19 protein-coding genes and 1 pseudogene are annotated in these 23073 nt (G+C 57.9%); 15 read left to right on the forward strand and 5 right to left on the reverse strand.

Annotation, left to right across the window (positions count from 1 at the left end; all coding sequences use genetic code 11):
- Nucleotides 1-22 precede the first annotated feature (22 nt).
- The 6 genes and pseudogenes from FHT85_RS04925 to FHT85_RS04950 all read left to right on the forward strand — a co-directional run.
- On the forward strand, nucleotides 23-904 hold the full coding sequence (locus FHT85_RS04925) for a polysaccharide deacetylase family protein (RefSeq protein WP_112410181.1): 882 nt from the start codon (nucleotides 23-25) through the stop codon (nucleotides 902-904).
- 48 nt (nucleotides 905-952) lie between these two features.
- The gene (locus tag FHT85_RS04930; RefSeq protein WP_112339389.1) at nucleotides 953-1285 is read left to right on the forward strand and encodes a hypothetical protein; all 333 of its coding nucleotides are present in this window, start codon (nucleotides 953-955) and stop codon (nucleotides 1283-1285) included.
- Nucleotides 1275-2327 (forward strand): CobW family GTP-binding protein, encoded by a 1053-nt coding sequence (locus FHT85_RS04935; protein WP_112339390.1) that lies wholly within the window; start codon nucleotides 1275-1277, stop codon nucleotides 2325-2327. Before FHT85_RS04930 ends, FHT85_RS04935 begins: the two co-directional genes overlap by 11 nt.
- Before the next feature lie 16 nt (nucleotides 2328-2343).
- Nucleotides 2344-3561: a PotD/PotF family extracellular solute-binding protein gene (locus tag FHT85_RS04940; RefSeq protein WP_112410182.1), complete on the forward strand. Its 1218-nt coding sequence runs from the start codon at nucleotides 2344-2346 to the stop codon at nucleotides 3559-3561.
- 17 nt (nucleotides 3562-3578) lie between these two features.
- Complete coding sequence (locus tag FHT85_RS04945) at nucleotides 3579-4967, forward strand: amidase (RefSeq protein WP_183774007.1); 1389 nt, start codon at nucleotides 3579-3581, stop codon at nucleotides 4965-4967.
- A gap of 158 nt (nucleotides 4968-5125) precedes the next feature.
- Nucleotides 5126-5227, forward strand: a pseudogene (locus tag FHT85_RS04950) (IS630 family transposase); the annotation flags it as partial.
- 262 nt (nucleotides 5228-5489) lie between these two features.
- Here the strand turns inward: FHT85_RS04950 and FHT85_RS04955 are convergent.
- Complete coding sequence (locus tag FHT85_RS04955) at nucleotides 5490-6449, reverse strand: EamA family transporter (protein WP_112410184.1); 960 nt, start codon at nucleotides 6447-6449, stop codon at nucleotides 5490-5492.
- A 50-nt stretch (nucleotides 6450-6499) separates the two neighbouring features.
- On the opposite strand from FHT85_RS04955, the gene FHT85_RS04960 reads away from it, so the two are divergent.
- Nucleotides 6500-7141 (forward strand): CGNR zinc finger domain-containing protein, encoded by a 642-nt coding sequence (locus FHT85_RS04960; protein ID WP_112410185.1) that lies wholly within the window; start codon nucleotides 6500-6502, stop codon nucleotides 7139-7141.
- A 279-nt stretch (nucleotides 7142-7420) separates the two neighbouring features.
- Here FHT85_RS04960 and FHT85_RS04970 read toward each other — a convergent pair whose 3' ends face one another.
- Together FHT85_RS04970 and FHT85_RS04975 are read right to left on the reverse strand one after the other, a co-directional pair.
- Nucleotides 7421-7711: a hypothetical protein gene (locus FHT85_RS04970; RefSeq protein ID WP_112410186.1), complete on the reverse strand. Its 291-nt coding sequence runs from the start codon at nucleotides 7709-7711 to the stop codon at nucleotides 7421-7423.
- A 141-nt stretch (nucleotides 7712-7852) separates the two neighbouring features.
- Nucleotides 7853-8932: a LacI family DNA-binding transcriptional regulator gene (locus FHT85_RS04975; protein ID WP_112410187.1), complete on the reverse strand. Its 1080-nt coding sequence runs from the start codon at nucleotides 8930-8932 to the stop codon at nucleotides 7853-7855.
- Between the two features lie 184 nt (nucleotides 8933-9116).
- Between FHT85_RS04975 and FHT85_RS04980 the strand changes: the two genes are divergently transcribed.
- The 3 genes from FHT85_RS04980 (at nucleotide 9117) to FHT85_RS04990 (ending at nucleotide 12732) form a co-directional block, all read left to right on the forward strand.
- The gene (locus FHT85_RS04980; RefSeq protein ID WP_112339397.1) at nucleotides 9117-9944 is read left to right on the forward strand and encodes an ABC transporter substrate-binding protein; all 828 of its coding nucleotides are present in this window, start codon (nucleotides 9117-9119) and stop codon (nucleotides 9942-9944) included.
- 71 nt (nucleotides 9945-10015) lie between these two features.
- Nucleotides 10016-11536 (forward strand): amino acid ABC transporter permease/ATP-binding protein, encoded by a 1521-nt coding sequence (locus tag FHT85_RS30785; RefSeq protein WP_112410188.1) that lies wholly within the window; start codon nucleotides 10016-10018, stop codon nucleotides 11534-11536.
- 68 nt (nucleotides 11537-11604) lie between these two features.
- Nucleotides 11605-12732, forward strand: a complete 1128-nt coding sequence (locus FHT85_RS04990; protein ID WP_112410189.1) for an NAD(P)/FAD-dependent oxidoreductase — start codon at nucleotides 11605-11607, stop codon at nucleotides 12730-12732.
- Between the two features lie 182 nt (nucleotides 12733-12914).
- On the opposite strand, the gene FHT85_RS04995 is transcribed toward FHT85_RS04990, so the two are convergent.
- Nucleotides 12915-13691 carry a TylF/MycF/NovP-related O-methyltransferase gene (locus tag FHT85_RS04995; protein ID WP_112410190.1) on the reverse strand — a complete coding sequence of 259 codons (777 nt, stop codon included), beginning with the start codon at nucleotides 13689-13691 and terminating at the stop codon, nucleotides 12915-12917.
- A gap of 740 nt (nucleotides 13692-14431) precedes the next feature.
- Here FHT85_RS04995 and FHT85_RS05000 point away from each other — a divergent pair.
- From FHT85_RS05000 to FHT85_RS05020, 5 genes are all read left to right on the forward strand, one after another.
- Complete coding sequence (locus FHT85_RS05000; RefSeq protein WP_112410191.1) at nucleotides 14432-16180, forward strand: type I secretion system permease/ATPase; 1749 nt, start codon at nucleotides 14432-14434, stop codon at nucleotides 16178-16180.
- Nucleotides 16177-17487, forward strand: coding sequence for an HlyD family type I secretion periplasmic adaptor subunit (locus tag FHT85_RS05005; RefSeq protein WP_112410192.1), 1311 nt, complete (start codon nucleotides 16177-16179; stop codon nucleotides 17485-17487). Before FHT85_RS05000 ends, FHT85_RS05005 begins: the two co-directional genes overlap by 4 nt.
- An 88-nt stretch (nucleotides 17488-17575) precedes the next feature.
- Nucleotides 17576-18934 carry a calcium-binding protein gene (locus FHT85_RS05010; RefSeq protein WP_246779886.1) on the forward strand — a complete coding sequence of 453 codons (1359 nt, stop codon included), beginning with the start codon at nucleotides 17576-17578 and terminating at the stop codon, nucleotides 18932-18934.
- A gap of 185 nt (nucleotides 18935-19119) precedes the next feature.
- A complete protein-coding gene (locus FHT85_RS05015) occupies nucleotides 19120-20694 on the forward strand; it encodes a carbohydrate-binding domain-containing protein (RefSeq protein ID WP_112410439.1) in 1575 nt (524 codons plus the stop codon).
- A gap of 227 nt (nucleotides 20695-20921) precedes the next feature.
- Nucleotides 20922-21470 carry a cytochrome c gene (locus FHT85_RS05020; RefSeq protein ID WP_112410194.1) on the forward strand — a complete coding sequence of 183 codons (549 nt, stop codon included), beginning with the start codon at nucleotides 20922-20924 and terminating at the stop codon, nucleotides 21468-21470.
- A gap of 737 nt (nucleotides 21471-22207) precedes the next feature.
- On the opposite strand, the gene FHT85_RS05025 is transcribed toward FHT85_RS05020, so the two are convergent.
- Complete coding sequence (locus FHT85_RS05025) at nucleotides 22208-23047, reverse strand: MurR/RpiR family transcriptional regulator (protein ID WP_112336098.1); 840 nt, start codon at nucleotides 23045-23047, stop codon at nucleotides 22208-22210.
- Between the last annotated feature and the right edge of the window lie 26 nt (nucleotides 23048-23073).

Here is a 23073-nt window from a genome sequence, read left to right on the forward strand (position 1 = left end):
TCAAATTGAAGGAGGTCATCCCATGGCAAAGGAAATCTTGTGCAGTTTTGGCGTCGACGTCGATGCTGTCGCCGGCTGGCTCGGCTCTTACGGCGGTGAGGATTCGCCCGATGATATCTCGAGAGGCCTTTTTGCCGGCGAAGTCGGCAGCCCGCGACTGGTGAAGCTCTTCGAACGCTTCGGCATCAAGACGACATGGTTCATTCCTGGTCACTCGATCGAAACCTTTCCGGAGCAGATGCAGGCGGTGGCTGATGCCGGCCATGAAATCGGCATCCATGGCTACAGCCACGAAAATCCGATCGCCATGACGCGCGAGCAGGAGACGGAAATCCTCGACAAATGCATCGAGCTGGTCACCAAGCTTTCCGGCAAGCGTCCGACTGGCTATGTCGCGCCGTGGTGGGAATTCTCCAACGTGACGAACGAGCTGCTTTTGGAGCGCGGCATCAAGTACGATCACTCGCTGATGCACAATGACTTCACGCCCTATTACGTGCGCGTCGGCGACAGCTGGACCAAGATCGACTATTCGCGCAAGCCGTCGGACTGGATGGTGCCACTGAAGCGCGGCCAGGAGACCGATCTGATCGAAATCCCGGCGTCCTGGTATCTCGATGACCTGCCGCCGATGATGTTCATCAAGAAATCCCCGAACAGCCACGGCTTCGTCAATCCGCATCACATCGAGCAGATGTGGCGCGATCAGTTCGACTGGGTCTATCGCGAGATGGATTATGCCGTCTTCCCGATCACCATCCATCCCGATGTCGCCGGCCGGCCGCAGGTGTTGATGATGCTGGAGCGGCTCTATGCGCATATGATCAAGCATCCAGGCGTCAAGTTCGTGACGATGAATGAGATCGCCGACGACTTTGCTGCCCGCTTCCCGCGCGGCAAATAGCCGGCTAGTCTGGGCAGGGCTCAGCCGTTTTCGGAAGGAATGACCATTATGTGCTCACTGTGCGGTGTTCTCGGTGGCAATGAGCATTGGACCGATGCGGCGGCCCGGCCGGGCGTCTTTACGCGCAATCACGCCAGCCCGGAGCGGCGGCGTGAACGCGCGGAACGGGTGCGCGCCGCCAATGAGATGCTTTCCGCCTTCGGGCTCATTCTCTCCGATTGGCAGGGCACCTCCTTCGTCCTGTCGACGAGAACGGGTAAAAGCGAGATCATCGAGGATCTCGGGCATCTCTGGCCGGGGGCTGAAAAGCTCGTCGGCCGGCCGTGTGATCCCCTTGATGTCGCCTTCGTTTCCAGAATGGAGGCACGGCATGATGATTGAGGCAGACGGCTTTCTGCCGGTCAATCTTCTCACGGGCTTCCTCGGCTCCGGCAAGACGACGCTCCTGAAGCGGATTCTTTCGGATCCGGCATTCGCCGATACTGCGGTGCTGATCAACGAATTCGGCGAGATCGGGCTCGATCATGATCTTGTCGAAACCGTTGATGGCGAGATGGTGCTTCTCCGGTCGGGCTGCGTTTGCTGCACAGTGCGCGGAGAACTCGCCACCGCACTCAAGGATCTCTATTCCAAACGCGAGCGCGGATTGTTGCCGCCGTTCCGCCGCGTCATCATCGAAAGCACGGGCCTTGCCGATCCGTTCCCGGTCTTGTCCACGATCAAGGCCGACCCGGTGCTTAGGCACCATTTCCGCGCCGGCAACGTGATCACGACTGTCGATGCCGTCAACGGATTGCGCCAGCTCGACACCTATATCGAATCCAACCGGCAGGCGGCGGTTGCCGATCGCCTCGTCATCACCAAGACCGATCTCGCTGACGATCGTACGACACAGGCCCTTAAGGCGCGGCTTCGCACCTTGAACCCCGATGCCTCGCTCGTGATGGCAACCGACGCCGATCTTGATCTGTCGTCATTGGCGGACATGCGTGAGAAAGCCTCGCTAGGCGACAATCTGTCGCCGAGCGGGTTTTACTGCGAAGAGTGGCTGCAGCTGGTTTCGGCTGATGGGGCGCCCCATCAAACGACGATTTCCTCCATTGCGCTGAGGGTCGACCGGCCGGTTGACTGGACCGCATTCGGCCTTTGGCTGACCATGCTTCTCAATCGTCATGGGGCTCGGGTGTTGCGCGTGAAGGGCATCCTCAATCTCAAGGGCGAAGAGCGTCCCGTCGCTGTGCATGGGGTTCAGCATCTGGTTCACCCGCCGGTGCATATGGAGGCTTGGCCTTCCGAAGATCGCGCCTCGCGTCTGGTCTTCATTCTGGATGGGTTGGATGGCGCGCTATTGAAACGGTCTTTCGAAGCCTTCACACTGGCCCGTATGCCGCCTGTCGCCCCATCCTTGGCAGCGGCGCAATAGGATAGTCGATCCGTTCATGAACAAGCATCAATCGATAACGAAGACCGCGCCTGCTCCAGCACTGCATCTGAAGGGCCGGCCGCGCCTGCGCGTTCTCGGCACCGCGATCTCGCTGCTGGAGGAATTGCGCCTGCGCGCGCAGGACGATCTCGGCATCGACGTTATTTTCGACAACAACGACTTCCTGACGACTCAATACAAGGCGGCCCGCGAGCCGGAGACCTACGATATCTACGACCAGTGTTTCCACAATCTCGATATCGTCTGGCATTGGCGTGCGATCCAGCCTGTGGACACCCAGCGCATCGTGCTCTGGGATGAGGTCAACGATCTGACGAAGACCGGCCACATCGGCCCCAATCCGCGATTGGGGCTCGGCGACGTGCCGGCGAAGAAGCTCTTCGTGCAGCCGAACCTCGCCTTGGGCGATACGCCGTCGCGCTTCATCTCCATGCTGCCGACGACGCATAATTTCGATAGCTTCGCCTATCGGACCGATCTGGCGCCCAATGGTGTCGGCATGCATTCCTGGGGCGCGCTCTTCGACGAACGCTGGGCGGGCAGGGTGGCGCTGGTCGATGAGCCCGCCATCGGCATTTTCGATGCAGCGCTCGCGGCACAGGCCGCTGGCCTCATGTCCTTCGACGATATCGGCAATATGTCCATTCAGGAGATCGACCAGCTGATCGATCTCCTGGAGCAGCGCAAGAAGGCTGGCTTCTTCCGGGATTTCTGGAAAACCGCGGAGGATGCGGCCCGGCTGATGATCGCCGGCGAGACCAGCGTCCAGAGCATGTGGTCGCCCGGCATCGGCATCCTGAATTCGAAGGGCGTGCCGGTCGAGCAGGCCATTCCCGCCGAAGGCTATCGCGCTTGGCATGGTGGCCTGTGTCTTTCGAAACAGTTGAGCGGCCGTCTCCTCGACGTTGCCTACGACTATATGAACTGGTGGATATCGGGATGGCCGGGCGCCGTGGTCGCGCGGCAGGGCTATTACATTTCGACACCGCAGCGTTCGCGGCAGTTCATGACCCAGGCCGAATGGGACTACTGGTATGAAGGCGCGGCGGCCACCGAAGACTTGCCCGGCCCGGATGGCCAGATGCGGATCAGGAAAGGATCGGTGCGCAGCGGCGGATCCTATTGGCAGCGCGCCAATTGCATTGCCGTCTGGAATACGACAATGGATGAGCACAATTATCTCGTGCGCCGCTGGATGCAGCTGGTTGGCTGAGAAGGAGAGCAGGACCTGTGACAAAGACACATCTCGGCAAATCGATCGCGCAACTCTCGGTCCTGATCCAGTCCGGCAGTCTCGACCCGGTCGCGCTGGCCGAGGAGACTCTCGACGCGATCCGGACCTATGAGGACCAGGCGATCTTCACGCAGCTTTTGGAGCGGCGCGCGAAGGAGGAGGCGGCTGCTTCGTCCAAGAGGCTGCGCGAGGGGCGTTCGCGCGGGCTGCTGGATGGCATTCCCGTCGCCTGGAAGGATCTCTTCGCCATCGCCGGCCTGCCGACGACGGCCGGCTCGGTCGTGCTTGCGGATGCCGCGCCTGCCGAACACGATGCCGACGTCGTCAGGGCGCTGCAAGCGGCGGGCATGATCGCAGTCGGCCGGGTCAATATGAGCGAATTCGCCTTTTCCGGTCTCGGCCTCAATCCGCATTACGGTACGCCGCTAAACCCGCTGGCAACGGATGTGCCGCGAATTCCCGGCGGTTCGTCCTCGGGTTCCGCCGTTGCGGTTGCGGCCGGTCTCGTGCCGGTGGCGATCGGCACGGATACCGGCGGCTCGGTGCGCATACCGTCTGCTTTTAACGGCCTTGTCGGCTATAAGGCGAGCCATGGCCGCTACAGCATGGGCGGCGTCTTTCCGCTGTCGACGAGCCTCGACTCGCTCGGTCCGCTGTGCCGCAGCGTCCAGGATGCGATCTGGGTCGATGCCGCGATGCGTGGACGTTTTGTCCCCGAGATAGAGCGCGCCGAAGCCGGCGGGCTTTCCATCGTGGTGCCGACAAATATCGTCATGGATGATGCGCAGGATGGTGTTCTTGCAGCTTTCGAGGCGACGCTGGCGAGATTGAGTGCTGCTGGCGTTAAGATCCGGCGAGCCGCGTTTCCAGCTTTCGAAAGGCTCTTTGAACTGATGGCCGAGTATGGGCCGTTGGTTACTGCCGAAGCCTTTGTGCTGCATCATCGTCGCTTGGCAGGGCCGGAGGCTCAAGCCATGGATCGGCGCGTTGTCGCGCGGACACGCCTTGGAGAGAGGACGACGCTGATCGGCTATCTGGAAACGCTCAAAGTACGTGAGCAACTGATCAAGGAGGTTGCCGCAACGCTTGGGCCGAATGAGTTCATCGCCTATCCGACGGTTGCCCATGTCGCGCCGGCGCTTGGCCCCCTGGAGGCCAATGACGAGCTGTTCATAAAGATCAATGGCAGAACGCTGCGCAATACGGCGATCGGTAATTTTCTTGACTGGTGCGGCGTTTCCCTGCCTTGCGGGGCGGGCGAAGGCGGCATGCCGGTCGGCTTTCTGCTGTCGGCTCCCAAGAACCATGATGAGCGATTGTTGGGGGCGGCTCTGACGCTGGAAGAGGCAGTAACTAATGTAGACTGTTCAAGAATGTACGGATGAAAACAACCGATGTCGGGGCGCGGTTGCGGCGCGATGCGGCCCTGTAGTCGCCCCTGCAGTGAGGTTGTTGCCGGCGCCGTGCCTCGGCGGGTCGCATCTCTTCTCAGTCGACGAAGCAGATAGTAGTCCTGGCAGACCGGTCTTGATCCAGGCCCGTTGCACCCTGTGTCTTTGACGGACCGATCAATGGCCAGTGCTTTCGAGCTTATGTCGAACGCCAACTCCTACCTGTTCTCAAACCCGGCGACGTCGTCATGATCCTTAGAGGCGTTGCAGTTGTTCGTCCACGCCACCTTGCTTCTCATTTCATGTCCCCCCTGCCAGCTATCGTCCTTGAAACTGATTAGAAAAAACCAAGCGTTGCTCACGTGGCTCGGCGGCACAACCGCCGCCGCCAAGCCTTGCTATAAGGGCTAAATCATACCTCCTCGGCCTTTGGCGCTATCGTCACGCAGCGTCCAAATCCAACCGAAAAATCCTCGCGGCCGGTCTTGCGATAGGCGAGAAAGCGGGGAGCCTCTTTCAGAGACGCCGGTGAGATAGTTGTGTCTCGCAAGAACGGGGCGTTTTGTCCTTCCTTGTTGATTTGTATTGGGTCAGCAGCAGCCCGGCAACCGAAACAACGATCATGGCAGCGCCGATGAGGATGGGCGTCGTTACGCTCTCCCCCAGAAATGTGCAACCAAGAGTAACGGCAATGACTGGATTGACAAACGTGTAAGTGGCGACCAACGAAGGCGATATTCGCTTTAACAGCCACGTATATGCAGCGAAGGCTATCACGGTGCCGAACAGAATCAGATAGGCCAAGCCGCCCAGCGAAACTGCGGAAATCCGGGTCGGCTGCAAAGTGTCTAACTCGCCCGACAGCGCGCTGATGACGGCCAAGGCAACTCCGCCGGCGAGCAGTTCCAGCCCCGCGAGCCCCGCCGAGGCAAATTTTGCGGAATGGCGCTCCGATATGACTGTTCCGACCGCCCATGAGAAGGAGGCCCCCAGCAGGAGAATCAAATCGACGGGGTGCACCGCGCTCGCGCCGGAAGATATTTCCTGCCATGCGATGAGAGCTACGCCTGCGATGCCGGGAACGAGGAGTGCCGCTCTCATCCCGGTCGGCCGCTCACCTCCGGGATTGAAAGCCTGCAGGAGTACGATCCAGAACGGGATCGTTGCCAGGAGCAGAGCCGCCACGCCGGATGGAACGCGTTGCTGCGCATATGCCAGAACGCCGTGGCATCCAACGAAGAACAGCAAGCCACAAACTGCCGCGATCCCCCACATCGTAACGGAGGGAGCTTCGGAACCCCTTACCCTCGCATAGGCATAGAGAATGGTGCCCCCTATCAAACAGCGTATGCCCATCAGAAGAAAGGGTGGCAGCGTTTGCAGACCCAAAGCTAAGGCAAGATAGGTCGATCCCCAAATGATATAGATCGCGGCAAAGGCCGCGCCAAGCGTGATATGTGTCCTTGAAAGCATCATGGCTGATCCTAACCTTTTATAGGGTTAGAGACCAAACCAGGATCAAGATCATGAGTTCCAAAGAATATCGACATTCAAGCGCCGACGGCGACCCCAAAGAGGAATTGGCGATCCGGTTTGTGAATACGGCAGCGTGGCGTTTGCGCTCGTCTCGTGAGGAACGGCTTCCGGATGCGCACGCACTTTTGCGCTGGCTGACTGCCAACCTACCTGGGAGTGAACAGCAGTCGGACCTGATGAGTGCGCGTTGGCACACATATCAAGATGATGGCGCCAAAGCCTATGAGGCGGCGATTGCACTGCGCGAGGCTATCTATGAACTCCTCGCCGCTCGCATCGCCGATGTGGCCCCGCCGATCGAGGCTCTCGAGTATTTCAACGCGTTTTTGGCTCGGCCCGCAGATGGAATAAGGCTCGCAGGGATGGCGGGTGAAATGGTCTGGTGTATCGATGAAGCCAGTGCCTCAGATCTGCTCAAACCCATCACTATTTCGGCGGCGAACCTCATGACCGGTCCTAAAGCGCATCGTATCCGCCAGTGCCAGGATGACCGCGGCTGCGGCTGGCTGTTTGTCGATGAGAGCAGGGCGATGAACAGGCGCTGGTGTTCGATGGGAGATTGCGGGAACCGTGCAAAGGCGCAGCGGCATTATCGACGTTCGCGCGGTAAAAGCGATAGTCCCTCCAGCTAGCGAGTGTTCTCTTACACTGGGTAGTCAGCAAACATGCCAGCATCATGCGGATCGATCGCAAGCGCGGCGTCGATGCGATGAAGACTATCGGTATGGAGGACCAATGATTGCGGCCGCCGGATTCCGGCTTGTTACTCGCCTTGGAGAAGAAGCCCGCTCGCAATTAGACTAAGGGTCGTGGTCAATGCGGTTCCTCCCCATTGCCAGTTGTCGAGATGGCAGCTCTCTGGCCTCCTCTCTTCCTCCCAAATCCTGTAGGCGCGCTCGCGGCGCTTTTCGTCATTTTGTTCTTCGTTGCCGGCCGTTGAAGTTTCTCCTCGTTCCTGAAGACGGATTGGTTTCCTTCGGACAAGCTGATCGTAAGGGCATCTCGTTCGTCAGTTCATCGAAGGAAAGTGTTTTGCGCTTCGCCGCCATGAGCAAATCAAGCTCGATCGAAGAAGGGCCGAACCGAACGAACAGATCCTCGGCCGTCACGTCATCGAGTCCGTATTTCTTCTGGAAATCCGCCAGACTATAGGGGGCGCCTCTTGTCGGTCGGCGCCGTTCGAAAGATCGTTGCATTTCCATATCTGATGATCCTCCTAACTCCGATCCAAGCAACTCGATCGGCGAGCTAAAAGTTCCTTCGAGCATGGAATATAACGAAAGGAGCACGCAATGATTGATATCGTCGCGGGGCCGAGTTGGCCGAGTTGCGTCAGCCCAGCGCTAATGGTCGCTGCGAGACAGCGAGGCGACCGATCCGCGCGGGATCAGACTTGTTTTTATGGTAGCGCGTCCAACAGGAATATCCTTGCCGCTCAGGCGCGAAATCAGCCGTTCGGCCGCCTCCTTGCCCATCTCGTAGACAGGCTGGTCGATGACGGTGATCGGCGGTGTCGTGACGGTTGTCCAATCGGCGTCCAGAAACGAAATCATCGAGATGTCGCGCGGTATCGATAACCCGAGGGTTTGCAGAGACTTGAAAACTCTAAGGCCGACGAGACTGTCCGAAGCGATGAGGGCGGTTGGGGGTGCTGCGTCTTGCAACAAGCGCTCGACGACACCATCCGTTTTCGGCTGGTCCGTGGCGCCGAGACGCACGTAATGCCGAGCCTCCTCTATGCCGGCGTCGGCTTGCTCCCTCAGAGCCCCCTCCACGCGTTCGCGCACCGCCGAATTGGAAATGCTGCTGATATCGTCAAGGAATTCGCTCTCAGCATCCATCGCCGATATATAGGCGATCCGCCGATGCCCCATGTCGATAAGATGGCGGGTCGCGCTCGCGGCAGCGTCAAAATCATCACCGGTGACCGCATCGACGCCTAGTTCCGGAATGGTTCTGTCAAACAGAACGAGCGGCACGCCGACGCGGCGTATATCCTGGAGATGCTCCATCCGGTCGCATCGTGCCGGTGTCACGATCAATCCATCGACACGCTTGCCAATGAGCAGGTCGACCGCTGACTTCTCCGCCTCGATCTCCTCGCCGGAATTGGCGATGATGACGTTGAAACCAGCCATGCGTGCGACATCGCTGATCCCTCTGACGGCGAGACTGAAGAAAGCATTCTCTATATCGCCGACCACAACCCCGATGATGCCGGATTTGCCTGTGGTCATGCTGCGGGCGAGTTCGTTGGGTCGATATTCGAGTGCCGTCGCCGCGGCTAGCACCTGCTCGCGAACCCTGTCGCTGACGACACCATAGCCACCGAGCACGCGCGCCGCAGTCGCCTTTGAGACATTCGCGGCTCTTGCGACATCGGCGACAGTGACGGAGCGTTTCGAGGTGAGGGATTCTTCCATTCGATGACGATTACAAGAGTTATTGACGGACGGTCAATCTCACGGTAACAAATAAAGTGAGACCGGTCTCTTTTTAGTGTGAAACCGGTCTCTTGTCCAGATGATCTCTTTCCGATGTATGGGTGAGGGATGGACGCGCATGCATGAATGCCAATAAGAGCATCCTTCAGAGCGGAGAACGAACATGAAACTATCTGCCATATTCTCGGCCTTTGCCGTGCCCTTGGGCGCCGGCCTGCTGGCCTGCCTCGTCGCAGCAAGCGCGGTCCCAGCAGTTGCGGCCGACAATCCCTATAATCTGATCGATCCGAACGTCATCAGCGTCGGCACGATGGGCGATTCCAAGCCCTACACCTTCACGACCGCCGATGGCCAATTCACCGGCTTCGATATCGAACTCTTTCTGAACGTCGTTTCGCGCATGGGCTTTCCCAAGGACAAGGTGACGTTCACCGGCCAGGAATTCTCGGCCCTGTTGCCCTCCGTTGCCAACCAGCGTTTCGACGTCGCCGTTGCCGCAATCGGAACCACCGAGGCACGCAAGAAGACGGTCGATTTCTCCGATGGTTATCTCGCCGGCTATCTCTCGGTTCTGACATCGGATGCCTCGATCAAGGATGCAGCCGGCCTTAAGGGCAAGCGCCTCGGCGTCGTGCAAGGCACGCTGCAGGAGATCTATGCGACAAAGAATTTTGCCGGCACCGATCTCGTCAAATTTCCGGACAACAATTCCGCCGTGGCGGCGCTGAACAACGGTACCATCGACGCGCATTTCCTCGACTATGAAGCCGCCAAGCAATATGGCGAACGCTATCCCGCGCTGAAAATCGCGGTGAATATCCCATCCTTCGACGCACCGGCGGGCTTCGTGGTCCACAAGGGCAACGACGCCTTCCGTCTGGCGCTCAACAAGGCGCTGCATGAGGCAATGCGGGACGGCACCTGGAAGACGCTCTATGAGAAGTGGTTCCCCGGCTCGCCGATGCCCGATCAATATCTTCCCAAGAAGTAAAGGCTGCGCCGCCGTCCGGGTGCTCTGGGCGGCGGCCATTGACCTGCCTCGCGAATTTCATGGGGAATTGAATGGATTGGCTTGAAAACCTCCGTCGCAGCTTTCTTGACTGGAATGCGATGGCCGAAGTCCTGCCGAGCATGATCACGGTCGGACTGAAGAACACACTTATCCTGGCGGCAGCCTCCACTGTGCTCGGCGTTGTGATCGGCATGGTGCTGGCCGTGATGGGTATCTCGCAGTCGCGCTGGCTGCGTTTGCCGGCGCGCATCTATACCGATATATTTCGCGGCCTGCCGGCGATCGTGACGATCCTGATCATCGGCCAGGGCTTTGCCCGCATCGGCCGCGAGATCTTCGGTCCGTCGCCCTTTCCGCTGGGGATCATCGCACTCAGCCTGATCGCCGGCGCCTATATCGGCGAGATTTTTCGATCCGGCATTCAAAGCGTCGAACGCGGGCAGATGGAGGCCTGCCGTGCGCTTAGCATGAGCTACGGGCAGGGGATGCGGTTGATTATTATCCCTCAAGGCGTGCGGCGCGTCCTGCCGGCTCTCGTCAACCAGTTCATCGGCAACGTCAAGGATTCGAGCCTTGTCTATTTTCTAGGATTGCTGGCTTCGGAGCGCGAGATTTTTCGCGTCGGCCAGGACCAGGCCGTCGTCACCGGCAATCTCTCACCCTTGTTGCTAGCCGGCGTCTTCTATCTCGTCATCACCGTTCCGTTGACCCACCTCGTCAACTATATCGATGCACGTCTGCGTCTTGGACGCCAGGGTCGCAGTTCCGGTGCGACAAGCGGTCTTGTCGAGGTCGGCGAACTCGAGGCGGCTTCGAATGTTCAGGCTTCCGGCGCCTTGCGCTTCAAGGGCGGGGCCGTTCAAATCCGCGATCTCAGCATGTCCTACGGTGACCTCGAAGTGCTGAAGGGCATTGATCTCGACATAGCAAAGGGCACCGTAACCTGCATCATCGGCCCGTCGGGTTCGGGCAAGTCGACACTGCTCAGATGCATCAACCGCTTGGTGGAGCCAAAACGCGGCGATATCCAGCTCGATGGCGAAAGCATTCTGTCGATGAAGCCGGAAAGCCTGCGCCGCCGCGTCGGCATGGTTTTTCAGCACTTCAATCTCTTTCCGGATCACACGGCGCTTGAAAACGTCATGCTGTCGCTGACGAAGATCAAGAAGATGCCAAGAAACGAGGCTCGCCGGATCGCCGAAAGCCGCCTCGCCGAGGTCGGGCTCGCCGGACGCAAGGACCATCGGCCCGCAGGCCTCTCCGGCGGCCAGCAGCAGCGCGTCGCCATCGCCCGGGCTCTCGCCATGGATCCGGAAGTCATCCTTTTCGACGAAGTTACGAGCGCACTTGACCCCGAACTGGTGAAGGGCGTTCTCGATTTGATGGCGAATCTCGGACGCCAGGGGATGACCATGGCGGTTGTCACCCACGAAATGGGATTTGCCCGCAGGGTGGCCGACCAGGTCGTCTTCATGGATGAAGGCCGCGTCGTCGAAGCCGGCACGCCGCAACAGATTTTCGACAGTCCGCAAAGCGAACGCCTGAAGCGCTTCCTCGCTGAGGTTCTCTGACAAACAGGGTCGGCGAGACTTCCGACGGCCTTTCGATTGCAACATTCAAACTGATAAGGTTTCCCAACATGCATGCTTCCACTCGCCCTTCGAAAGTCGTTGTCGTCGGCGGCGGTATCTTCGGAGTTTCCACGGCCGTTCATCTGGCTCGGCTTGGCGTTCAAACAACGCTGATCAATGACGGTCCTTTGGCAAATGGCGCATCCGGCCGCTCACTCGCCTGGCTCAATTCCGCAAGGCGTCGGTCCGACGCCTATCATCGGCTGCGCCTGGCTGGGATCGACCGTTATCGTACACTTTCCGCCAAATATCCGGATGCGGCTTGGCTGCGCTTCGATGGTGGTCTCACCTGGGATGCTGATGATGCCGGCAACGACATTGCCGCCGTTTTCGAGTATGAGCGTGACCTTGCCTATCACGCGCTGTTGCTGACGCCCGATCAGATCGCCAAGGCGACGCCTGGCGTCGATGCCGGCTCGGTGACCAGACAGGGAGCGATCTTCAATCCGGGGGAGGGTTGGGTCGACCTGCCTTCCCTGATCGGCGTTCTTGCTGAAGAGTTCCGGTCACTGGGCGGCGAAGTCGTCACCGATGCCGGCCGGGCAACGGTGAATGTGCGGAATGGCCGCGCTACGGGCGTTACGACAGCGAACGGTGCCGATTGGGCCGCGGATGCCGTGCTGCTGGCGGCTGGTGGTGAAGTGCCGGCGATCGTTGCGGAGGCAGGCCAGCATATCGGTGATGATACACCAATTGCGCTTCTCGTTCGCACGAAGCCGATCAAGCACCCGCTGAAGGCGGTCCTCAACACGCCGCGGGTTGCCATCCGCCCGACACCCGACGGCGCCTTTGCGCTGGATTCGGCCTGGTCGGAGGAAGAGGTGATTAAAAATGCCGACGGTAGCTACGAGATCAAGCCTTCAACGCTCGAAGGCTTGCTGCTTGAAGCCTCCAAGGTGCTGGAAGGGAATCCGAAGCTCGAAATCGGCGACTACGGCGTCGGCCCCAAACCTATTCCGGGCGATGGCGAGCCGGTATTCGGCGAATTGCAGGCGATCCCGGGGTACTTCGTCGCCTTCAGCCATAGCGGTGCCACTCTCGGCTTGATCGCGGGCGAGTTGCTTGCCGACGAGATCGCCGCCGGCAAACGGCATCCGCTTCTGGCTTCCTTCCGGCCGGAACGCTTCGCGAGGTAGTGTGATCGGAAAGTGCTGGATCTTCCGATCCTCGCCATTGCGGGAACAGGGCGAGGATCACACCCTCAGAAACATGTCGGAGATAGGCGGACGCCTACGCACGGAACGGATGGAACAATCGTAAAGGTCAGTGATTTACCGTGCGAAGATCACGTCATGTCGATCGCGAAAGACGCCGGCATTCAATGCTTGCGGAAAAAGGCATGCGTGAATGCCCCTGAATAGATGTAGGACATCTGTTCGGGCTTGTCGCACAGGAAATCGTCACAGGCCTTTTTTACGCCGGGAAGATAGTTCCATCCGTCCGGATTGATCTCGGTGTCGCAATAGTCATCAACAAGACAAATCCCGCCTTTCGAAAGCCGCGGATAAACATTTTTCAGGCTGATCATGATCGAGTCGTAGAGATCTCCATCCAGATAGGCGAAGCTTATCTTTTTTGGTAGCCCGTCGGCCAACGTATCCTTGAACCAGCCTTTGTGAATTATCGGGAGGCGTAATCCATGCAATTTGAAATTGTGAACCAGAACCTCTTCCGAGGTTGAGAGATCGCCCTCCCTGTAGGAAGCGCCATCCACATCGCTCGCCGGTGGAAGGCCTTCGAAACTATCGAAAACATGAAGCTGCTTTGAAGATCCGAAATCGCTGATCACCTTTGCGATCAGCACGGAGGACTGGCCCTGATTGCAGCCTACCTCCACCAGGTCTCCCTCCACGTCATAGGCGATTGTCTGGGAGACCAGATGGAACATGTTCATTCTCTGCTCGACATTGGTGGAAACACCTGAATGCACAGCAGAAAATTTCATGCCTGTTATCCGGTATAAGGCCGCATCGACAAAAGAAGCGGTTCGCGATTCGACGCCGAAGCGCCTTGTTATGAGATTAAGCGCTCGATCGGCATGAGACGATCTCCGTAAACCCCAATCGAAATTTCTTGTGATAAAGAAATTGTCCACGTTAATCCTCCCAATGTTCTCCCATGATGACAATATCATCATGACATTGTACTTTCTATGTTCAGTTGGCAGCGAGAATTGCAAATGTGAATTCTGCTTCCACAGGCGTTGCGAGCCCGTAAGATCTCTAAAGTGTATAGTGGCTGTTAAGCCGAAGGGATCCGTAACCTCGCTCTATTCAAGGAAACCATAGTGGGGAGGAATGGATGATCGCCATCACGAGAAGAGTGAATTCGGCGACACCTGCCGGAAGTAAGGTCGCATCGACAAAGCTGGGCGGCCAGTCCAGAGGCTGTCCTGTTCACTATGGCTTGCGATCATAAGCTGACATTCCGTTCTCGGCCTCCGGCACTCCATCGAGATCAAGCCGATGTATGCTATCGAAAAATTTGAGATGAAGAACTTTCTTAAAGTCGGATTCGACAGTTCGATCCCCATCAAGAGCTTAGATCATCTTCCGAACGCGTTTGCCTGCAGCGGAACACCACCATGGCAGCCACTGTTTGATAGACTTGTGCACCAGAGTCGCGGCCACTTTTCATCTCAGAAGTGTCGCTTCCAGTAGACGTGGCGAGTCGCGCGCCGAGTTGTGTTACACTTCAGATCGACTTTGAAGTTGTATATACAAATAAGAATTGGATATTTTGCTGTATTTGTGAATAGATATACATGTAGTTTCGTAATAATAATCCATTTCGATATTTATCCTCGGGCGACGATAAATGAAGGACTGAAGCTACATGGCTCTTCCGTCGAAAAAATTGCCTCGAACATTTCTGATGGCGGTGCTGACGTCCCTTCGAAAGGCGTTCTTCAGCATTGCGATTACGAGTGCCGTGATCAGCGTACTGGCCCTGACAGGTTCCTTTTTTATGCTTCAGGTCTACGACCGGGTAATTCCCGGTCACAGCCTTTCGACACTGGTCGGTATTGCGATCATCGCTGCAACCCTTTTCGTGTTTCACGGCGCTCTTGAGCTGCTGCGTTCGATGCTCCTGGCGCATGTTGGCGTGGCTCTGGACGAGCGGATGAACGATAAGGTCTTTGCCTCGCTGGTGCTTCAACCACAAGTAATGCCGGCGGCAGGCGATGGAATGCAGTCAGTTCGCGATCTGGACAGAGTTCGATCTTTTCTCTCCAGCACCGGTCCGATCGCCCTGTTCGACCTGCCATGGATACCGCTTTATCTCGGATTGTGCTTTCTTTTCCACTTCTGGATCGGGCTGACCGCGACCTGCGGCGCCATCGTTCTCATCGCTCTGACCGTTCTTGCCGAGATCTTGTCGCAACGTCCGGCAGCCGAGGCGGCCAAACAGTCGGCAGCGCGCCTTGCTTTTGCTGAAGGTGCACGACGAAACTGGGAAGCGGTTGTCGCAATGGGTTTCGTCGGTCGGATGGCGGAACGATGGGCCGATCTGAACGGCGCCTATCTCGAAAATCAACTTGCCGCCGCCAACGTAACCGGAATCCTGACGACCACCTCCCGCATCCTTCGCATGATGCTTCAGTCTGCCGTGCTTGCGGTTGGCGCAGTCCTCGTCATCCGGCAGGAAGCGACGGGTGGCATCATGATCGCAAGCTCGATCCTGGTCAGCCGGGCGCTCGCACCGGTGGAGCTTGCTATCGGCCAATGGAAGGCATTCGTTGCTGCCCGACAAAGCTGGTTGCGCCTTGTCAGACTGCTTGAAATCCTGCCTGCTGAAGAGCGGAGCATCAGCTTGCCGGCACCCAGATCAAAATTGACGGTGGACGGTCTAAGCCTCGCCTCCCCGGGAAGCCGTGAACTCATCCTTCGTAACATCTCGTTTGACATATCGGCCGGGACCATATTGGGGGTCATTGGTCCCAGCGCCTCGGGAAAGTCGTCCCTTGCCCGCGCGGTCACCGGCCTCTGGCCGACGACGATCGGCGCGGTACGCCTTGATCACGCCGCTCTCGCGCAATGGGATCCCCCGGAACTTGGGCGCCACATCGGCTATCTTCCACAGGATGTCAGCCTCTTCGATGGTTCGATTGCCGAGAACATCGCCCGCTTTGAAAAGCAGCCTTCATCGAAATTGGTTGTCGCTGCTGCAAAGTCTGCCGGCGTCTATGACATGGTCGTGGAGTTGCCGCAGGGCTTCGATACGATGATCGGGGAGGGCGGCTCCCGGCTTTCCGCTGGGCAGCGGCAGCGCATTGCGCTTGCGCGAGCGCTCTATGGCGATCCGTTTTTGGTGGTGCTGGATGAACCCAACTCCAATCTCGATGCAGAAGGCGATGCGGCTCTGACCCAAGCTCTCCTCGGCGTTGGTGCGCGGGGCGGCATCGCAATGGTCATCGCCCACCGGCCGAGCGCTTTGGTGGCGGCCGACATGTTGATGGTCATCGCCGCGGGACGGCTGCAGGCATTTGGACCTAAGGACATGGTCCTCGGAAAGCCGGTGAAGCAACCAATCAAACAGAGTGCAGTCCGCCTGATGGTCGCCGGCGAGGACGCCGGATCATGAGCACAGAAAAGCCGTCACCCAGCGAGCGTTCGATACGCCGGCTTTCCGTTGCGGCGTTTGGGACGATCGTCCTGCTTGTCGGCGTGATCGGTGGCCTTGCCGCGACCACCGAGATCTCGGGTGCGGTCATTGCCCCCGGAACGCTTGCGGTCGACAGCTATGTAAAATCAGTTCAGCATCTCAAAGGGGGAGTTGTCGGCGACATTCAAGTCAAGAACGGTGATCGTGTCGATGCTGGGCAGCTTTTGATCCATCTCGACGATACGCAAACGAACGCCAATCTCGCGATCATACGAAAACGATTGGATGAACTGTCCGCGAGAACGGCGCGGCTGGTAGCGGAACGCGACGGCGCGCCAGCGATCGCCTTTTCGGCGGAACTGCTTTCGCGGGCCGACGAAGACGAAGTCTCGCGCACGATCGCCGGCGAGACGCGTCTGTTCGAAGATCGATTGGCATCCAGGCAAAGCCGCAAATCACAGCTGAGCGAGCGTATCCAGCAACTGAGCCAGGAGGTGGAGGGTCTGGTTGCGCAAGAGAATGGCAAGCGCAGGGAGATCGATCTGATCGCCAAGGAGCTTTCCAGCCTTCAAGGGCTGTTCGATAAGGGCATCATCCCTGCGGCGAAGGTCTATGCGCTGCAGCGCGAAAGTGCCAGCCTGACCGGAGAGCTCGGTAATCTCGTGTCGAGCATCGCGCAAGCCAAAGGTAAGATGACCGAGACGGAACTACAGATCACCCAGGTCGACGATGATCACAGCGCCGAAGTGTCTGAGCAACTGCGCCAGGCGCAGAGCGATACTGGGCAATTTACGGAGCGATTGATTGCCGCGGAGGACGATCTGAAGCGGATCGACATAAGAGCACCACAGGCCGGTATCATCGATCATCTGAGCGTGCATGCGGCGGGTGCCGTGATATCGCCCGGAGAAACCATTATGCAGATTGTGCCGGATCGGGATGCGCTTGTCGCCGAGCTTAAACTGTCGCCGCAGGATATCGACCAGGTGACCGTCGGGCAGCCGGTCATGCTCAGGTTTTCAGCGTTCAATCAGCGGGATACGCCTCAACTGAACGCGCAAGTCACAAAGATCTCGGCCGAGCCGACCACTGACCAGCATTCCAGTGCAAGTTATTACGTCCTTCGCGCCAGCATATCGAAGGAAGAGTGGGCGCGGCTCGGAAAGCTGACGCCCGTCTCCGGCATGCCGGTCGAGGCCTTCTTGCAGACCGGTGATAGAACGGTACTGACCTATTTGACAAAGCCGATGGCAGATCAGATGGCGCGAGCCTTTCGCGAAGAATAGCGCCGCGCTCTCCTATTTCGCTTCGCTTAATTCGCTGCAGCTAAAAAACCTAGTCTGCAGGATCAATAGGATAGGAGGCGAGCTTGATTTGACCCTTGATTTCAGGGGGGTTCGGTCGCAAGGTGAAATTTCATTTAAGCTTGGAGGGGCCGAGATGATTAAAGTAATTCCCATAACAACGGCGAATTTAACTGACCATCAAATCGGCTCGGACGATATATTGATAGCGCCGGATTCGACGAACATCCTTTACGGGGATGCCGGAGGCAGCCTGTTGGATCACTCCACGGGCGGCAACGATAATCTGACCATACATGGCTCGGGCAGCTTTTATGGCGATGTCGTCAGAAATATCGCTGATCACGCGATCGGTGGCGACGATTTTCTGTTCGTCCAGATAACCGGATCAAGCAGTACTACGACCAACTTGTATGGGGACGCGGGAGGTAGTCTCTCTGACAGCGCGAAAGGCGGCAACGATGTTTTCAGCGTAGCTCCAAGCCCAACCAACATCACGGTCGCCATGTATGGTGACGCCGGAAAGGATATGTCAGGGCACGCAGCGGGAGGCAACGATACGTTTCAGCTTTCTGCTTTTCAGAGCACCTTCACAATCTACGGCGACGCTGGCGGTAACCTGAAGGATCATGCCGTCGGCGGTAGCGACACAGTCACAGACGGTAGCTCCGAGGGCTTCGTTACATTCTACGGCGATGCGGACAAGAACATGTCCGGCCATGCGCATGGCGGTAATGATGTTCTTAATACAGGCCTCGAAGACAGCGTAACGTTTTACGGTGATGCTGGTGGTGATCTCCGCGATCATGCCATCGGCGGCAACGATACAATGAACGTTGCTTCCGTCGGGGCCGTTCTGGCCTATGGCGATGCGAATAGCATGTCGGGTAATGCCCGTGGTGGCGATGACAGCCTTATTGTTAAGGCGCAACAGACCGCGAATGATATACTCATAGGCGATGCGCAAACGATGTCGGGCCATGCGCATGGAGGCGACGACGTACTGAACGTCTCTGCGGTTCGTCACACGGACGGGCCTATTACCCTGATTGGCGACGCGGTGAAGATGTCCGGTAATTCCCATGGCGGCAACGACACCCTGATCAGCGGCAACGGCAACGAGGACATGTGGGGTGATGCACAGGTAATGGTCGGCCACGCCGAAGGTGGAAATGACACGTTTATATTCAAGCCCAGTAACGGCAGTGACAAAATCGAGGATTTTGGTCAGGGCGCTTGCGGGGTCGGGTCGAATTGGGGAGTCGACCATATCGACGTCTCGGCACTGGGAATCAAAGACTTCAGTCAGCTCAATATTATCTCAGCGTTCGACCCAGTTACGCACGACACCACGATTGTATTCGGTACGGGTGGTGTGGTCGTGCACAGTCAGCATGCGCTGCTGGCGCATGACTTTCTGTTTGCATAAGCAGCGGAGTTAAGGCCCTTTGGGGATGAGCCGAGAGGCAGCAGCGTCAATTTGACGAGGGTGCCATCGGACAACGGGATATAGTACCCCTGTATTGTTGCGTATTTGCATTTTGTTGGCATTGCATGTTGGCGGTCCACGCAATGGCGAAAACCGGAGCGGACCAATTTGTCGTGGAGGTAGAGATGTCTACGATCGATCTTACCCAATACCAACTGACGTTTGACGACGAGTTCAACACACGCAGCATTTCTCAGACTGGTAACGGCACGACTTGGGCCGATATCCGTCCGCAATGGCGCTATGACGCCAATTCTGATATCGGCTTTGGTCATTCTTCATTCGTTGACCCTTCGTCGGGTTACGATCCTTTCGAAGTGAACAACGGTGTGTTGAAGATTACGGCCGTGCCCGACCACACCGCATCCGGCTTCCCCGGCAGCTGGGAGTCTGGCCTGATAACGACGCAAGGGCATTTTTCGCAAACATATGGCTACTTCGAGATGCGGGCTGATTTCTCGAACCTTCCGGGAGCATGGGCCGCATTCTGGCTTCTACCGGACCATATGATAGCCGATCCCAATAATGCCGGGCACTGGCAGGAACTTGATGTCGTCGAAAACTATGGAAGTTTCGAGAAGGGCATATATAGCGGTATTCACACGACCGATGCCGCGCCGAATCTTAACTGGCAACAAAATTTGCAGGTCTATAGCGAGCTCGCTCAGCCATCCGGTTTTCATACATATGGATTGGATTGGAACGCCGATACCCTAGGCTTCTACGTCGATGGTCAGCTTATGGGAACGAAGGCCACACCCAGTGATATGCATGGGCCAATGTATCTCTTGGCCGATCTGGCCACGCAGGACGATCCCAATAACAATGCGGATGTTACCAAAGCGCCGATTTCAGAGCAGATCGATTATATCCGCGTGTATTCTCACCTTCCCGCTACCACTCCGACGCCTCCGGTAACCGTTCCTCCGCCAGCGAGCGACGGGACCACGATCGGTACCGGAGCCGACAAACTCGTTTTGTTGATCAGCGAGGATGCCTATCTTGGCGACGCCCAGTACAGGGTTACCGTCGACGGAATACAAATCGGTGATATACAAACGGCGCACTCTCCTCACGGCTCTGGCCAGTCAGATCACTTGGTGGTGCAGGGTGATTGGGACCAAGGTGTCCATGACGTGAGCGTGACGTTCCTGAACGACGCGTGGGGCGGGACACCCACCACCGACCGAAATCTGTATTTGGATGGTGCTACCTACAACGGCGCGGATGTCTCCGGCGCGCAACATGCTTTGATGGGTGTCAGTGCATTCCACTTCAATATAGTTTCTGACCCTCCCGCTACCACTCCGACGCCTCCGGTAACTGTTCCTCCGCCAGCGAGCGGCGGGACCACGATCGGCACCGGAGCCGACAAACTCGTTTTGTTGATCAGCGAGGATGCCTATCTTGGCGACGCCCAGTACAGGGTTACCGTCGACGGAAAGCAAATCGGTGATATACAGACGGCGCACTTTCTTCACGGCTCTGGCCAGTCAGATCACTTGGTGGTGCAGGGTGATTGGGACAAAGGTGTCCATGACGCGAGCGTGACATTCCTGAACGACGCGTGGGGCGGGACACCCACCACCGACCGAAATCTGTATTTGGATGGTGCTACCTACAACGGCGCAGATGTCTCCGGTGCACAACATGCTTTGATGGGCGTCAGCGCGTTCCACTTCAATTTCTTCGATGTCTGAGGCCGGTGGTGGTCACTGTTGGTGCATTCGGATCATTGGCGCCATGCAGGACTGCATGGTGGCTGCCGCCCCTGCGCAGAAAGTTCCCGTCAAATGACAGCCTAGGATGAAGGGTGCTCCGCGCCCTCTTTTTGCCCGCTTCGCAACCGAGAGGATGGACGTCAGACAGACGGCGGTGATGGCTTCGCTAAAGTCTCTATTGAAGCCATCGAACGTGCGGGGTTCTTATGATTGTTTCCAAAATGGTGCCGCTCTTCAGTTTGGTGGCTCTCGCCGCCGTGCTCGCCTCCATCGCTTTTGCAGCGCAAGACCTCGTCGCGCTCCGACAGGCCGACATGAAGGCCATGGCAACTGCTACGAAGACCATGGCGGAGATGTTCCGCGACCCTGGCAGCTATTCGTCGATGGAATTCGAGAGAGCTGCCGCTGCGATCAGCGCCAGATCCGGTACGGTGCTGGCTGGTCATTTCGCGCAAGGATTGGGCGATCCAGGCTCGAAGGCCAGCTCCGAGATCGGCGCCGAACGCGAACGCTTCGGCGCTTTGGCGAACGATCTGCGCGATTATGCGCGGGCGCTAGAGGCGGCCGCTGTCGAGAACCCCGGAGCGATGACAGAGAGCATGCGGATGAAGCCCGGCGAGGCGATGGGCGGAGGTCCGTTCGGGACTCACGTCCAGAGCAAGGCACAACTGGCATCCATTCCTGCCGAGCACATCTTCCACTTGATGATGCAGACCTGCACGACTTGCCACGCAAGGTTCAGAACGAGCCGCTAAGACATCGGTCGCGACAAGTGGTAGGCGGGTAACTGCCAAAAGCGCTGGCAAGCCACGGCCACACTTTGGCAAAGTAGCGGTAATATCGTTGATCCCAAAACAGCTTTGCCAAAAAGTTCCGATCATCTTTCGTTAGAGCTGATGAAAGATAGGCTGTTGAATGGTCCGGAAACTGTACTGCAACCAACTCGCATTTCTTTATCAGGGCATCCCATTGTTGGGCGAGATCGGAAGACATCTCAGAAAACGCATCAGGCCAAGGGCCTTTCCCGGGGGCATAGCTCACCTCATAAAAAGGCTTTGTCCAACCAGTGTTCCATGGCATTTCCAAAGGCGCAGGCTTGGCTGGAACGCCAAAAGCGAAATAGCTGATTCCTATCAGCCAACATGCGCGGCTGCCTATAAGCCACAGCCGGAAAAAGCCGCCGCGCCAATTCTTTGACGCTCTTCTTTCTCAGGCCTTCATTGTGTCCCGCTCTTTCGATGAGCGTTCCCTCGTCATTAAAGGATTCAACGGCAGCTCAGCATGGTGCTGGCGCGGACGATCACCTGGGCCGAAAACGGACTTCCGCAACCTGCGGCAGCTTTCGTATCTTGCGTTCGCGAAGCAGTCAGACCGCGCACGGCCTCAAATCGGTCGTTCCTGCGGACAAAGTCAATGTCCGTTACTGAGGAATTTCAGACAAATAACTTTTGTGACAACCGGGTCGCGGGCTCGAATACGCTCAAGAGCTTCATCAGAGTTCTTCTAGGCTTTCATTGAGCGCCTCGATGTTGCGTAGGCGCTTGCGCCCTTCCACGCCGGCTTTTTCGAGGCAGCGGGTGATCAGCAGGTGGCATAGCGCCATGACCGCGGTGTGATTGAAGAGCGGGCCGGGGGCGAGCGTCTGGCACTGGAAATGCCAGGTCGCGCCGGTTTCGAACGCGGCGCCCTCGTCGGTGATGTAGAGAAGCTTCGCCTTCGACATGCGGACCTGTGCGAGAATGGTGTCGACCTGGGCGATCCGGCGGCGCATGGCGAAGAAGACCACCACATCCTCCTCCCGCAGGCTGACGAGATGTTCGCCCAAAGTCTGCCCGGCGCCGGGGACCGCGACAATTTCCTCGATCACCTGCGTCAACTGCCATTGCAGGTAAGAGGCGAAAGGATGGCTGCTTCGGAAGCCGAGCACCCAGACCTTGCGGGCCGCCATCATGGCGTCGGTCACGGCTCTGATCTGGCCATCGGAAATGGAGAGAAACGTCGCTTCCAGATTGGCGATGCCTTGCGCGACATGCGCCTGCATCGACTGTGCCGCCGACGCATCGGCCGCCGCCGTCAGGAACAGCCGCGATCCCGTCTGCTTTTCCGCGCGCGCGTGGCGGCGCGCTTCTTCATAGGTCTGGTAGCCGAGGCGCTGGATGAAGCGGGTGACGGTCGCCTTGGAGACATGTGCAAGGGCCGCAAGTTCCTGCGCCGAATAGCTGGCGAGTTCGCCCGGAAAGTCGCAAACGAATTCCCCGAGCCGCTTTTCGGCGGGATGCAGATCGGGCAAGGCCTGCCTTACGCGATACAGGAACGATCTATCCTTCGGCACCGGAAGCTCCTCCAAGACATCAGGGG

This window comes from Rhizobium sp. BK312 (genome assembly GCF_014193605.1).
In the GTDB taxonomy this organism is placed as follows: Bacteria; Pseudomonadota; Alphaproteobacteria; order Rhizobiales; family Rhizobiaceae; genus Rhizobium.